At 51.8% G+C, this 12,962-nt stretch carries 9 protein-coding genes and 6 pseudogenes; 7 read left to right on the top strand and 8 right to left on the bottom strand.

Annotated elements, in window-relative coordinates:
* Positions 1–3: 3 nt before the first annotated feature.
* Together ACQGXV_RS05570 and ACQGXV_RS05565 are read right to left on the bottom strand one after the other, a co-directional pair.
* Positions 4–671: pseudogene (locus ACQGXV_RS05570) on the bottom strand (IS5 family transposase); the annotation flags it as partial.
* 142 nt (positions 672–813) lie between these two features.
* Positions 814–1,831: pseudogene (locus ACQGXV_RS05565) on the bottom strand (DHA2 family efflux MFS transporter permease subunit); the annotation flags it as partial.
* Positions 1,832–1,920: 89 nt separating this feature from the next.
* Between ACQGXV_RS05565 and ACQGXV_RS05560 the strand changes: the two are divergent.
* From ACQGXV_RS05560 to yjfP, 3 genes and pseudogenes are all read left to right on the top strand, one after another.
* Positions 1,921–2,403 (top strand): annotated as a pseudogene (locus ACQGXV_RS05560) (S-methyl-5-thioribose-1-phosphate isomerase); the annotation flags it as partial.
* An 89-nt stretch (positions 2,404–2,492) separates the two neighbouring features.
* On the top strand, positions 2,493–3,467 hold the full coding sequence (locus tag ACQGXV_RS05555) for an IS30 family transposase (protein WP_440862690.1): 975 nt from the start codon (positions 2,493–2,495) through the stop codon (positions 3,465–3,467).
* A gap of 295 nt (positions 3,468–3,762) precedes the next feature.
* Positions 3,763–4,554 carry an esterase gene (yjfP, locus tag ACQGXV_RS05550; RefSeq protein ID WP_440867272.1) on the top strand — a complete coding sequence of 264 codons (792 nt, stop codon included), beginning with the start codon at positions 3,763–3,765 and terminating at the stop codon, positions 4,552–4,554.
* A 167-nt stretch (positions 4,555–4,721) separates the two neighbouring features.
* On the opposite strand, the pseudogene ACQGXV_RS05545 reads toward yjfP, so the two are convergent.
* From ACQGXV_RS05545 to ACQGXV_RS05530, 4 genes and pseudogenes are all read right to left on the bottom strand, one after another.
* Positions 4,722–5,054 (bottom strand): annotated as a pseudogene (locus ACQGXV_RS05545) (integrase core domain-containing protein); the annotation flags it as partial.
* 20 nt (positions 5,055–5,074) lie between these two features.
* Positions 5,075–5,608, bottom strand: coding sequence for an IS630 family transposase (locus ACQGXV_RS05540; protein WP_440867271.1), 534 nt, complete (start codon positions 5,606–5,608; stop codon positions 5,075–5,077).
* Positions 5,532–5,897 carry an IS630 transposase-related protein gene (locus ACQGXV_RS05535; RefSeq protein WP_440862584.1) on the bottom strand — a complete coding sequence of 122 codons (366 nt, stop codon included), beginning with the start codon at positions 5,895–5,897 and terminating at the stop codon, positions 5,532–5,534. Before ACQGXV_RS05535 ends, ACQGXV_RS05540 begins: the two co-directional genes overlap by 77 nt.
* Positions 5,898–6,422: pseudogene (locus tag ACQGXV_RS05530) on the bottom strand (IS3 family transposase); the annotation flags it as partial.
* 178 nt (positions 6,423–6,600) lie between these two features.
* Here ACQGXV_RS05530 and ACQGXV_RS05525 point away from each other — a divergent pair.
* Positions 6,601–7,428 carry a transposase family protein gene (locus ACQGXV_RS05525; RefSeq protein ID WP_440863815.1) on the top strand — a complete coding sequence of 276 codons (828 nt, stop codon included), beginning with the start codon at positions 6,601–6,603 and terminating at the stop codon, positions 7,426–7,428.
* Between the two features lie 88 nt (positions 7,429–7,516).
* Here ACQGXV_RS05525 and ACQGXV_RS05520 read toward each other — a convergent pair.
* Together ACQGXV_RS05520 and ACQGXV_RS05515 are read right to left on the bottom strand one after the other, a co-directional pair.
* Positions 7,517–7,702 (bottom strand): annotated as a pseudogene (locus tag ACQGXV_RS05520) (IS3 family transposase); the annotation flags it as partial.
* A 176-nt stretch (positions 7,703–7,878) separates the two neighbouring features.
* Positions 7,879–8,238, bottom strand: coding sequence for a hypothetical protein (locus ACQGXV_RS05515; protein WP_440865569.1), 360 nt, complete (start codon positions 8,236–8,238; stop codon positions 7,879–7,881).
* Between the two features lie 87 nt (positions 8,239–8,325).
* Between ACQGXV_RS05515 and rlmD the strand changes: the two genes are divergently transcribed.
* The 3 genes from rlmD to mazG all read left to right on the top strand — a co-directional run bounded on the left by rlmD (position 8,326) and on the right by mazG (position 12,864).
* Positions 8,326–9,738: a 23S rRNA (uracil(1939)-C(5))-methyltransferase RlmD gene (gene rlmD, locus ACQGXV_RS05510; protein WP_440865568.1), complete on the top strand. Its 1,413-nt coding sequence runs from the start codon at positions 8,326–8,328 to the stop codon at positions 9,736–9,738.
* 9 nt (positions 9,739–9,747) lie between these two features.
* Positions 9,748–11,979 (top strand): GTP diphosphokinase, encoded by a 2,232-nt coding sequence (gene relA / locus ACQGXV_RS05505; RefSeq protein WP_440865566.1) that lies wholly within the window; start codon positions 9,748–9,750, stop codon positions 11,977–11,979.
* Positions 11,980–12,066: 87 nt separating this feature from the next.
* Positions 12,067–12,864, top strand: a complete 798-nt coding sequence (mazG, locus tag ACQGXV_RS05500; RefSeq protein ID WP_440867270.1) for a nucleoside triphosphate pyrophosphohydrolase — start codon at positions 12,067–12,069, stop codon at positions 12,862–12,864.
* The last annotated feature ends 98 nt before the right edge of the window (positions 12,865–12,962 follow it).

Raw genomic sequence — 12,962 nt, 5'->3', positions numbered from 1 at the left:
TCTCTCTGAAGCCAGTTTTTCATTTGATTTTCGGGGAATAACCGCTCTTATCCCTTTTCTTTTCAACTCGTTACGGAGTGCATTGCCAGAGTAGGCTTTGTCAGCCAGTACCGCATGACCACGACGCTTCATGCTACCGTTCTGCCGTTGCACGCCAATGCCGTCCAGGAGTCGTAACGCGAACAGGCTTTCGTGAGCGTGCCCAGCACCCAGTACGATATTTAGCGGGATGCCGCTTCCGTCAGTCGCCATGTGGATTTTGGTGCCATAACCACCTCGTGAGCGACCCAGGCTGTTATCGTTGGTAATATAGGGATGTTTTTTTGAGCGCCAGCCGCACATTTGAGCGCACGGATATTGCTGCCATCCAGCGCAGTGGCTGACCAGTCAACAAGTCCATGAGCATCAAGAAATGAAAGTAACTTATTAAAAATAATGTTAATAACTCCAGACTTTGACCATCTATTGAAACGGTTATAAACGGTTTTCCATGGGCCGTAACGTTCAGGTAAATCACGCCATGGGGCACCTGAACACAGTATCCAGAACATGCCGTTGACGATTTTGCGATGTTCTGCCCATGGCCGGCCTGCCTGCGGAGATGTCAAAACGGTTGGTAACAAGGGCTCAATGATTGCCCATGCTTCATCAGAAAGATCGTAGCGAGCCATAATCCAAAGTGTCTTAGAAACAGATGGATACTATAGCTCAAGCAATTAAGGGACACAGCCTAGCACGCGATCGACGAGGGGGGTAATCGCTCACCCCCCTCGACCCTGCGCTTTTGGCGTAAAGCGGATACTTATGGTATGAGTGAGCGCCGCCCCCGCCCCCGGTAGTAAACGGTGGACGCGCAAACCATACCAATATCATCAGCACCAGAAAGACTGCCGCCGCTGCCCAAAAGATCTCATTGGCTGAAATGATCAACCCTTGATTGGTGATCTGTTGGGCGATATAGGCGGAAGCCTGCTTCTCACTCATCCCCATCTCCATCAACTGCTGATAGGCTCCCTGCGCTATGGGGTTATAAGGCGTCACCGATTCGGTGAGATGCGCGTGGTGCAGTGATTCGCGCTGTGTCCACAGTGTCGTAGTGATCGAGGTACCGATGGAGCCAGCCAGCGTACGCGCAAAGTTCGAAAGACTCGATGCCGCCGCCAGTCGCTCTGGGGGTAACCCGGAGAGGGTAATGGTCGTGAGCGGCATAAAGAAGCAGGCGACGGCGAACCCTTGCACAAATTGCGGCCAGGCCGACGCGCCGAAACCCATCCCCGGTTCAAAAGTATACGCACGCCAATAAAAGCACACAGCATACATGATGAAGCTTAATGTCACCAGCTTGCGCATATCCAAACGTGGTGCAAAGCGCCCAATGATCGGGGAGAGCAGCACGGGCATCAAACCGACTGGCGCTGAGGCAAACCCTGCCCAGGTTGCGGTGTAGCCATAGACTGTTTGCAAGAGCTGCGGTAACAGCACGATGGAGCCGAAATAGAACATGTAGGCCAGACTGATATAGCCAAGCGACATTATTTTGATAACAGCCAGCTATGCTTCTTTGCCGCATATCAGGGCATAGGATGTAATCATTTTTAAGTCGGTTGGCTATACATAAGCAGCCAATGGTGAAGTTGCGTGATTTAAACAGCGATAAATCCACCACCGGATGGTCGTCGGTCAGCTCCCAGACAATCAGGAAGGCAATGGCGACCACCGCCACCACGGTAAAGATGATAATCTCGTTGGAACTGAACCAGTCCAGCTCTTTACCTCGGTCCAGCATCATTTGTAGGCTACCGATCCCAACAATCAACAGCGCCAGACCGATGGTATAGCCAACCGACTTAAAAATGATTACATCCTATGCCCTGATATGCGGCAAAGAATCATAGCTGGCTGTTATCAAAATAATGTCGTTTGGCTATAGCGCTGCTGGCAGAAAATGGCATGCCAGTAACCGCTCTCGAGCAAGCATTGGAAACAATGCGTGCCGCGCGCCCAACCGCCGTGAATCTGATGAACAATCTGGATCGTATGAAACGGACACTGGCGCAGCCTCAACATGTTCCCGCTCTGGTGCAGGAAGCATTACTTCTGATCGAGGAGGGTCGTGCCCTGTGTGAACAGATTGCTCAGCATGGAGCGACATTGGTCAAACCCGGCAGCCGCCTGCTGACCCACTGCAATACCGGAGGATTAGCCACCGCGGGCGTCGGCACCGCTATCGGGGTGATTCACCATGCGCACCGCCAAGGGCATGTGGAGCGGGTCTGGGTGGATGAAACGCGCCCCTTATTACAAGGGGGGGCCTGGGAGTTGGGGGAATTAAACATTCCCTATCGTTTGATTTGTGATTCGATGGCCGCCACCCTGATGGCACAGGGTCAAGTCGATGCCGTCGCCCCATTCCCAGTCGAAATGCAACAAAGTGACCCACTGGCCAGACCCGGATAAAATCACCGTTCTGGCCCTACTGGAGATCCCGTTGCATGCAGGGAAAACATCTGACTCACAAAGAGCGGTTCTACATCGAAAAACGGCGTGGTGATGGGGTTAACCAGGCCACCATCGCCCGGGAACTGGAGCTTCCTCGTTCTACCATCAGCAGGGAACTCAGACGCAATACCGACGCCGCTTTCAACGGGGTCTATTCCTGCAGAAGGGCCGAAACGTTGGCCAGAGGGCGGCGGCAGAAAACTCGGCCGGACAGCGTGATTAACCAGCTTGAACCGCACATTCAGGACTTTATCAGAACGGCGCTGTCTACCCACACCTCACCTGAGGTCATTAGTGGGCGCCTGGTCCTGGAATTTGGCCTGTCCGTCAGCAAGAACTCGCTCTATCGCTATATCCAGCAGGAGCGCCGGGCCGGCGGTGAGCTGTATCAGCAGCTCCCTCATCGGGGTAAACGGTATAACTATCAGACCGATGAGAACAAACGCGGTCCTATTCCCAACCGTGTTGGCATTGAGCAGCGGCCGGCCGTTGCTGACCTCAAGCAGGAACCCGGTCATTTCGAGATTGACACCATCTTTGGCAAAGATCAGAAATCATTCCTGCTGACGGTGGTCGATAAAGCCGTCAAGCTGGTCATCATTCGCAAACTGCCCAACAAGCGAGCAGAGACAGTGGTAGCGGCCTTCAGGGACATCGTTGCCAATACCTTCTGCGAGTTTAAAACCCTGACTGCTGACAACGGTTCTGAATTTTCCCAGCACGGGGAAATTACAAAAGTCACGGGGGCACCGGTCTACTTTGCCCGGCCATATCATTCCTGGGAACGCGGGTTGAATGAGCATACCAACGGGCTGATACGGCGTTTTTACCCGAAGGGAACGGACTTCAATTATGTCACCCATCGCAAGGTTGCAGCACTCGAACACCTGCTCAATACGCGAGGCAGAAAATCGCTGGGTTATCGTTCTCCAAATGAGGTATTTTTAACGCACTTACAGGCGGCATAATGCCCTACCGTTTTGTTGCGTTTCGACTGGGAATGGGGCTCTTTTATTAGTGCAATCCGTGCTGGAAAATGACCCATGATGTTGTCAACCGCCGTACAGCCAAGCGCCAGCAGTTAACGCCAGTAACGGCAGAGTAAGTAAATAATTCATCTGATTTGTGTAACTTTACATTGCAGCCTTTGTTATAAATCATTGCGAATTTGTATTTAAAAAAATTTATTTTTGGTGATAGGGTGTTAGGTAACCCGAGTTTATGCTTAACGATGTGCGGAAAGAAAAAAGAGAGAGAACCCACATGGTAGAAATTTCGCCAGATACCCTCAACGGGATTGATGTCCTGCATGCAACGCCGAGCGGTAAGCAGGCGTTTCCGTTACCGACGATATTCTTTTTTCATGGCTATACCTCGTCCAAGGAAGTATACGCCTATTTTGGCTATGCGTTAGCACAAGTGGGGTTTCGTGTTATTTTGCCTGATGCCGCGATGCACGGTGCGCGTTATGACGGTGATGAGGCCCGCCGATTACGCCATTTCTGGGATATTCTGCAATTTAACGTGCAGGAATTGCCGGGTCTGGTGGATGCCACGCGTCAGCTCGGGTGGATTGCGGATGAGAAAATTGGCGTTGCGGGGGCGTCGCTCGGAGGCATGACCGCGTTGGCCAGCATGGCGCGCTACCCGTGGATCTCAGCCGTCGCGGCGTTTATGGGGTCCGGGTATTTTTCAGCGCTATCGCGCTCGCTTTTCCCTCCGGTTCCCGTAGGCAGTCCGGGATCTGACGATCTGCTGCGCCAGTTGGCGCAAACGCTGGTCAACTATGATGTTACCGACCGGCTGTCTGCGTTAGCAAATCGCCCACTATTACTGTGGCATGGTGATGCTGATGACGTGGTGCCCGCCGCCGATAGTGCACGCTTGTATGCAGCACTCAAAGCGGATAATCAACATCATAACGTCACCTACCTGACTGAACGTGATGTGGCGCACCGTATCACCCCGTTGGCACTGACGGCGGGCAGCCGCTTCTTTACCCGACAGTTTGCCGCTGAGCCATTGCCTGAGGCGCCGCTAGCCGGGACTGTCTGACGTACCCCGTTAACGCGCTGTGGTTAAGGCTCAGGATAGATGGATGCCATCTGCCAGTGGGTAAAGGTCTGGCAGTATGCCTCCCCATTCTCGGCATAAAGCGCGATGCCGCGTCCTTCTGTTGGCGGATAAATACGGCTGGTAAGACAGTGCACTGGTCAAGTAAATCAGGACACTTTTTTCTCAGCCATTTGTTCATAACGCACCGGAGACAGATCCCCGTTAGCGGCATGATGCCTGTCTAGGTTGTAGTAGCGGATATACGTCGCCACATCCTGCTCCATGTAAGCCCGTGTTGGCTGGGGTACCAGCAGCAACCATTCATGTTTCAGACTGCCCCAGAAGCGCTCCATCACCGCATTATCCCAGCAGGCACCCACGTCTCCCATACTGCTTCTCAGCCTGTAGCTGCTCAGCAGCGCCTGAAAGCGTTGTCCCGTGTACTGCGCCCCCCTGTCCGTATGCACCACCAGGCCCGGCGGGGGAGTTCGCAGGTTATAGCCAAGCGACTTAATTTTGATTACACCATATGGACTGAGAACAAACTCTCTGTATCGCAACACATCTCTCTTTTTTTGCTTTTTGCTTGTGCCCATTTATGCTCAATTGGGTTAAGATCTGGCGAATATGTAGGCAAATACTCCACCATATACCCTGCATCGATGATGACTTGTTGAATATTATGTTTTTTGTGAAAAGTGGCATTGTCCATCATGATTACACTGTTTTTAGGGAGTACTGGGATAAGGACTTGTGTGACCCAGGCATAGAAAACATCGCTGTTAATATTGATATCAAATAATCCGATAGCAAACAGCGTTGTGCCTAATAAAGCGCCGATAACATTTGTTCTTCCCCTAGCTCCCCAGTTCTTCAGGCCAAAACACCGTTGACCTTTTGGGGAATAGCCGTGAGTCCGTGGGGCATCGTGTGAAAAACCACTTTCATCAATAAAAACAATAGGTTTACCTTCTTTTTCATACTGTTGTTTTTTTTGTTGAAATCCCTGCCGGGCGTTTTCGTCGGCTTTCGGATGACGTAGAGTTTTTTTTATAGGTCAATCCCAGCTTTTTAAGCGCTTGCCAAATGGCCTTCTGACAAACGCCAAAACGCTCTGCACGTTCTTTTTGGTAAGCATCTGGATATTGTTCAACATCTTTTATCAACTCGGATTTATCGATCTTTCGCTGACGCGTGGTCGATGCTTTTGACTCTATTTGATTAATCCAACGCGATACAGAGGCAGGGCCAATCCGAAATTGCTTCGCTGTTTCTCGGATACTCAACCCTTCGTTTTTCCGTGTAGATATCACTTTACGTCTAAAATCAATTGAATAGCTCATTTAAATAATGTAATCAAAATTAAGTCGTTTAGCTATATATGCCTTCATCAGGGCCCCGCAGACCAGCGATGAGGTCATCCGTCGGTCCACCTGCCAGCCCACTATCTGCCGGGAGTACAAATCCATAATAGCCGCCAGATACAGCCAGCCTTCACCGGTCTTCAGATACGTGATGTCACTCGCCCACACCTGATTTGGCCCCGGCGGGTTAAAATTCTGGTTCAGCAGGTTTGGGGCCACCTCTGCACCCGGGCGGGGTTTTGTCGTGACCTTATAAGTCCGGCGCTGTCGGCAGACCAGCCCCTCTTCCTGCATGAGTTTCCTCACCCGCCAGCGGCTGATTATGATGCCTTCTCCACGAAGCCTTTTGACCAGCGTCCGGCTTCCTGCTCCCTGCCTGCTGGCGGCGAACAGCGCCTTTAACCTGACCCGGACCTCCACGTCTTTTTGCAGCGGTTCGGCGGGCTTTTTTCGCCATGCATACCAGGCAGAGGCCGTCACACGCATGACCCGACAGAGTGTATGAACGCTGAAGTCAGTGGCATTAAACTAGTTGCTGAATAGAGACTTGCATTTTTTGTCAGGCTATTGAGAATAAAAAGAGGTTTAACTTAGAGAATAAAGGTTTGAAATGATCAACAAAGAGCGGTTGTTACGAGATAATCGTTTATGTAAAGCAATCATTGGATTATGAGTCGAAGAATTGAAAAATTTAGCCGCTGAATTTTCAGCTTGTTATTTGATTTATCGGAAAAAGAATCGAAAAGATCACGAGCGGCAGATGGGTGCAGGGCAGAAAGGATTTATCCCAACCCCATTAGATAAACTGCTTTTTATTTTATTGTATTTAAAATGTTATCCGACCTATGATTTGCAAGGACTTCTTTTTGGTTTAGATAGAACACGGGTATGTCGCTGGGTAAAAATATTATTGCCGGTTTTAGAGATGACCTTGGGGCGAGAATGTGTTTTGCCCGCTCGTCAAATTCGCTCTGCTGAGGAATTTTTTCGCGCCTTTCCTGGAGTTAAAGACGTCTTTATTGATGGGACAGAGCGACCTGTCCAAAAGCCTAAGAATCTGCGTCGGCGAAAAAAAATGTATTCGGGAAAGAAAAGACAGACCACTCGAAAAGGGCTTATTATGACTGACGAAACAAGGCAAATTGGATTTATCCCCATGAGCAAAAATGGTCGCCGTCACGATAAACGCTTACTCGATAAAGTCGATATAATTCGCCATATTCCTCCTGAGGTAACCATCTGGGCAGATACCGGTTTTCAAGGTATAGATAAACAGCATCCTAATACACAAATCCCAAAAAAAGGAACTCGAAAAAGACCTTTATCGCCTGAACAAAAACAAGAAAATAAAATAATCTCGGGCATCCGTATTACAGTTGAACACGCCATCGCGGGTATCAAGCGCCTCGGTTGCATGACCCAAATTTTACGGAATCGTAGACCCTTTATTGATGATACCTTCTTACTCCTTAGCGCCGGTCTTTGGAATTTCCATCTCAGAACAGCGTAAAATTTACTTCAATCACCGAAACACCCTTATTTCACTATTAAGCAACACGCTTATTGTCGAGAATGAACCGGTATCTCACGTGTAGTGGTCAACTAAATTTGGCCACCCTACCTGACTGTTGATGGAACAGCCGTTCTGATTCATTTGGTGTTAACCCACCGTTATACCAGTGAGGTCTGACATCGCTATAATAATGGGTTATGTAGCGAATAATGGATGATTGAGCAGTACTAAAGCTTTGGTAGCCAGTCGTTGGCACCCATTCAGTCTTCAGACGGCTTTGTTGAATAATTTAAGATACTGATTTATATAAGCATTATAAAATTTCAACGACTAATTTTTCCTCTCGGAATGCTTTTTATTGTGCTAACTATTTGATTTGTCGTTCTAACAAAATACATTCTCTGTAAATGCATTCTAACTAAAGAAGATGTAAATCAAACGGTTAAATTATTCAACAAAGCCCTGGTGAGAATGAAGCCCTGACGGCATCTGCTGCTGTTTTACCGCATCAATCAGTTGGGTGATATGGCGCGAATCGGTGCTGAACAAGACCTGATGTTGTGCGTTAGTGATGATAATGGCGCGTACAATGTCGGAATGACGCCGATGCAGCATATTGATCAGCGGCTGAATCATCTCCTGCTGGTTCGATACCATCGAAAAGGCGGAAACGGCGCAAAGCGGCTCAATAATACTGGCCCCCGCGCTGGCAAGCTGGTCTTGCAACTGATTGCTGCGGTGAATAACGAAGAACGTACTGAGCAGCAATACGATAATCAATGTCGGAGCCAGAATCAGTATCATCATGCGAGCACGCAGACTGCATTTGGTCATGAGGTTCCAATGTGGGAGAATTAGGCCCAGACGTTCAGCTTAAAGGCACAATAGCAAACTATGGCGCAATTCTACTCTCCAAACCGGCGTGTGACGACCCGGCAAACCATTAACGTGAGCGTGACCGATCTCGATCCCTTCGGACAGGGTGTCGCGCGTCACCAAGGCAAAACCGTTTTCGTGCCCGGTGTGCTGCCGGAGGAGCAGGCGGAAGCCCGACTGACCGAGGATAAACGCCAGTATGCGCGTGCTGAACTCAAACGGCTGCTGACGCGCAGTGCGCAGCGTGTCGAACCGCGCTGTCCGCACTTTGGCGTGTGCGGCGGTTGCCAGCAGCAGCATGCCGATGTTGCATTGCAACAGCGCAGTAAATCGGCCGCGCTGCAAAAGCTGATGACGCGAGAAACAGGACAAACGCTGACGGATATCGGGCTAATTGCGGGACCGGCCTATGGTTACCGTCGGCGTGCGCGTCTTGCGTTATACTTTTTGACGGGAGACAAACCTGCCTCGGTGGGCGGGAAGGCCCCAGCCCTTGCTAAATCAGGGCCTCAACCTGCGCCGGGTTTACGCATGGGATACCGCCAGGGGCAATCGCATGATGTGGTAGATATCGCGACCTGCCCGGTGTTGGTGCCGGAACTGGATGCCCTGTTAGCGCCGTTGCGTCACTGCCTAAGCCAGTTGCAAGGGGAAAAACGGCTTGGTCATGTGGAACTGGTGCTGGCGGATAACGGTCCGCTGTTGGTGTTGCGCCATCTTGATGCCCTGAGTGCTGCGGACACCGATGCTTTGCGTGCGTTTTCCGTCGCGCAGCAGGTAGCTATCTATCTGGCACCGGATGCCGATGTTGTCACCTCCCTGACGGGCGATACGCCGGTTTATCGCGTGAGCGACATGACGCTTGCCTTCAGCCCGCGCGACTTTATTCAGGTCAATGACGCGGTAAATCAGCAGATGGTGGCACAGGCGCTGGCGTGGCTGGATGTGCAGCCGCAAGATCGCATTCTCGATCTGTTTTGCGGCATGGGCAATTTCACGCTGCCGCTGGCAACGCGTGCGGCAGAGGTGGTCGGCGTTGAGGGTGTGCCGGCGTTGGTGGAGAAGGGGCGAGAGAATGCGCGCCGTAACGGCTTGTCTAACGTCACATTTTCTCACCAAAATCTCGACGAGGATGTTGCGCAACAGTCCTGGAGCGCCCAGGGATTTGATAAGATACTGCTAGACCCGGCACGCGCCGGGGCGGCGGAAGTGATGCCGCAAATTGTTAAACTTGCACCACTGCGTGTGGTCTATGTTTCGTGTAACCCCACTACGTTGGCGCGGGACAGTAAAGTGCTATTGGCCGCAGGTTACACGTTGGCGCAGGTCGCCATGTTGGATATGTTTCCTCACACCGGCCACCTTGAATCGATGGCACTGTTTTTGCAGCGTTCTGGTAAGGCGGCACGCTCTGGCAAAGCGGCATTGTAGGGAGAATTTATGGTTGCGGTAAGACGTGCGCATTTGAATACGGACGGCGAGTTTGTGCCAGATGCCTGGATTGCATCGTTGGGCATCAATAATCAGCAGTCGTGTGAACGCTTAGCCGAGACCTGGCGCTATTGTGAACAGCATGCGCAGGGCCATCCCGATGCGATGTTGCTGTTATGGCGCGGTATTGAAATGGTGGAGATCCTCTCCACCCTCAGCATGGATAACGACAGCATGCGCGCGGCGATGCTGTTCCCGCTTGCAGACTCCGGTGTGGTGGATGAAGACACGCTGCGCGAAGCCTTTGGCAAGAATATCGTCGATTTGGTGCACGGCGTGCGCGATATGGATGCGATTCGTCAACTGAAGGCGACGCAACACGATTCTGTCGCCTCCGAGCAGGTGGACAATATTCGCCGTATGCTGTTGGCGATGGTGGAAGATTTCCGCTGCGTGGTGATCAAACTGGCAGAGCGCATTGCGCACCTGCGTGAAGTGAAAGACGCGCCGGAAGAAGAGCGCGTGCTGGCGGCCAAAGAGTGTACCAATATCTACGCGCCGTTGGCGAACCGCCTCGGCATCGGCCAGCTCAAATGGGAGCAGGAAGATTTCTGCTTCCGGTATCTGCACCCGGATGAATACAAAAAAATCGCCAAACTGTTGCACGAGCGCCGTATTGACCGTGAACAGTACATTGACGATTTTGTCAAAACGCTGCGCACCGCGATGGCGGGCGAGGGCGTTAAAGCCGATATCTATGGCCGGCCCAAGCATATCTACAGCATCTGGCGCAAGATGCAGAAAAAATCCCTGTCGTTCGATGAGCTGTTTGATGTGCGCGCCGTGCGCATCGTGGTTGAACGCTTGCAGGATTGCTATGCGGCGCTCGGTATCGTTCACACCCACTATCGTCATCTGCCTGACGAGTTCGACGACTACGTGGCGAACCCCAAACCCAACGGCTATCAGTCCATCCACACGGTGGTGTTGGGGCCGAGGGGCAAAACCCTTGAAATCCAGATTCGCACCAAACAGATGCATGAAGATGCCGAACTGGGTGTGGCAGCGCACTGGAAATACAAGGAAGGTGCTGTCGCAGGGAGGCGTTCCGGTTACGAAGGGCGCATTGCCTGGCTGCGTAAGTTGCTCACCTGGCAAGAGGAAATGGCCGATTCAGACGAAATGCTGGACGAAGTGCGCAGCCAGGTCTTCGACGATCGCGTCTATGTGTTTACGCCAAAAGGCGACGTGGTCGATCTGCCGACCGGCTCCACGCCGCTCGATTTTGCCTACCACATTCACAGTGATATCGGGCATCGTTGCATCGGGGCCAAAATTGGCGGGCGCATTGTGCCCTTTACCTACCAGTTGCAGATGGGCGATCAGATTGAAATCATCACCCAGAAGCAGCCGAACCCGAGTCGTGATTGGCTGAACCCGAACCTGGGCTATATCACCACCAGCCGTGGCCGCTCCAAGATCCATAACTGGTTCCGCAAGCAAGATCGTGACAAGAATATTCTGGCCGGGCGTCAGATTCTGGATAACGAGCTCGAACATTTGGGGATCAGCCTCAAAGCCGCAGAGAAGCTGCTGCTGCCGCGCTATAACATCAACTCGCTTGATGAACTGCTGGCCGGTATTGGCGGCGGGGATATTCGCCTTAACCAGATGGTGAACTTCCTTCAGGCCCAGCTCAATCAGCCTAGTGCTGAAGAGCAGGATCGCGAAGCACTGCGTCAGCTCACCCAGCAGAAAGCGCCGCCGCAGAACAGCCGCAAAGACAGCGGCCGCATTGTGGTAGAAGGGGTTGGCAATCTGATGCATCATATCGCGCGGTGCTGCCAGCCGATCCCGGGCGATGAGATTATCGGTTTCATCACGCGCGGACGCGGTATCTCTATCCATCGCGCCGACTGTGAGCAGTTGGACGATCTGCGCAGCCATGCGCCGGAACGGATTGTCGATGCTGTCTGGGGCGAAAGCTATTCCAGTGGCTACTCGCTGACGGTGCGCGTAACCGCCAACGATCGCAGTGGGTTGCTGCGCGATATCACCACCATTCTGGCGAACGAAAAGGTGAACGTGCTGGGCGTGTCCAGCCGCAGTGATACCAAGCAGCAGATCGCGGTGATCGACATGGAGATCGAGATCTACAACCTTCAGGTATTAGGACGGATGCTGGCGAAGCTTAACCAACTGCCGGATGTCATTGACGCACGTCGCCAGCAAGGGGCGTAATCGTGAAAAAGGCGTCGTTTCCGGCCAACGCCGGGAGCGGCGCTTTTTTATCATCTACTTTAGGAATCAGGCATGCAGGAATCAGGCATGACAGCAGCGGCTATTGAACGTCTTCTTTCCATTATGAACACACTGCGCGATCCGGAAAACGGTTGCCCGTGGGATCGCAAGCAAACCTTTGACACCATCGCGCCCTACACGTTGGAAGAGACCTACGAAGTGCTGGATGTGATTGCACGCCAGGATTTCGACGATCTGCGCAGCGAATTGGGCGATCTGCTGTTTCAGGTGGTGTTTTACGCCCAGATGGCGCAAGAGCAGGGATTGTTTGATTTTTCTGCGGTGTGCGATGCGATAAGCGACAAGCTTGAGCGGCGACATCCGCATATCTTTGGCGATGCAACGCTCACCGACAGTGACGCGGTGCTTGCCAACTGGGAGCAAACCAAAGCCCAGGAGCGCGCTGAAAAAGCCCGTTATTCGGCGTTGGATGATATCCCTGATGCCTTGCCCGCCTTAATTAAAGCGCACAAAATCCAGCAGCGCTGCGCGTCGGTAGGTTTCGACTGGAACAGCCTGGGACCTGTCGTTGATAAAGTGTATGAAGAGATTGATGAAGTGATGCACGAAGCGCGACAGGCGGTGGTGGATGAAGAGAAGCTGGCCGAAGAAGTGGGCGATTTATTGTTCGCTACGGTCAATCTTTCGCGCCACCTTGGTCAGAAAGCCGAAAACGCGCTTCAGGCAGCAAACCGCAAATTCAGCCGCCGTTTCCGTCAGGTAGAACAGATTGTTATCGCCTCGGGAAAAACAGTCGAACAGGCGACGCTTGAGGAAATGGATGCGGCCTGGGAACAAGTAAAACGTCAAGAAAAGAACGGTTAAGCGATTTTAATCATACTGCTGCACTTTTCTGTCTGTTTCGTTATTTATCTTTATGATTTTTAATCCGATGTTTCATGTCGTTTGTGCGTGATACATCG

This window comes from Symbiopectobacterium purcellii (assembly GCF_052050035.1).
Taxonomy (GTDB): Bacteria; Pseudomonadota; Gammaproteobacteria; order Enterobacterales; family Enterobacteriaceae; genus Symbiopectobacterium; species Symbiopectobacterium purcellii_A.
This window is presented reverse-complemented; position numbering and strand designations above follow the sequence as displayed.

Bases quoted from the DNA above. Each gene is read 5' to 3' on its own strand.
- ACQGXV_RS05555 (WP_440862690.1), top strand. From the start codon at position 2,493: ATGCAGGGAAAACATCTGACTCACAAAGAGCGGTTCTACATCGAAAAA.
- yjfP (WP_440867272.1), top strand. From the start codon at position 3,763: ATGGTAGAAATTTCGCCAGATACCCTCAACGGGATTGATGTCCTGCAT.
- ACQGXV_RS05535 (WP_440862584.1), bottom strand. From the start codon at position 5,897: ATGAGCTATTCAATTGATTTTAGACGTAAAGTGATATCTACACGGAAA.
- ACQGXV_RS05515 (WP_440865569.1), bottom strand. From the start codon at position 8,238: ATGATGATACTGATTCTGGCTCCGACATTGATTATCGTATTGCTGCTC.
- rlmD (WP_440865568.1), top strand. From the start codon at position 8,326: ATGGCGCAATTCTACTCTCCAAACCGGCGTGTGACGACCCGGCAAACC.
- relA (WP_440865566.1), top strand. From the start codon at position 9,748: ATGGTTGCGGTAAGACGTGCGCATTTGAATACGGACGGCGAGTTTGTG.
- mazG (WP_440867270.1), top strand. From the start codon at position 12,067: ATGACAGCAGCGGCTATTGAACGTCTTCTTTCCATTATGAACACACTG.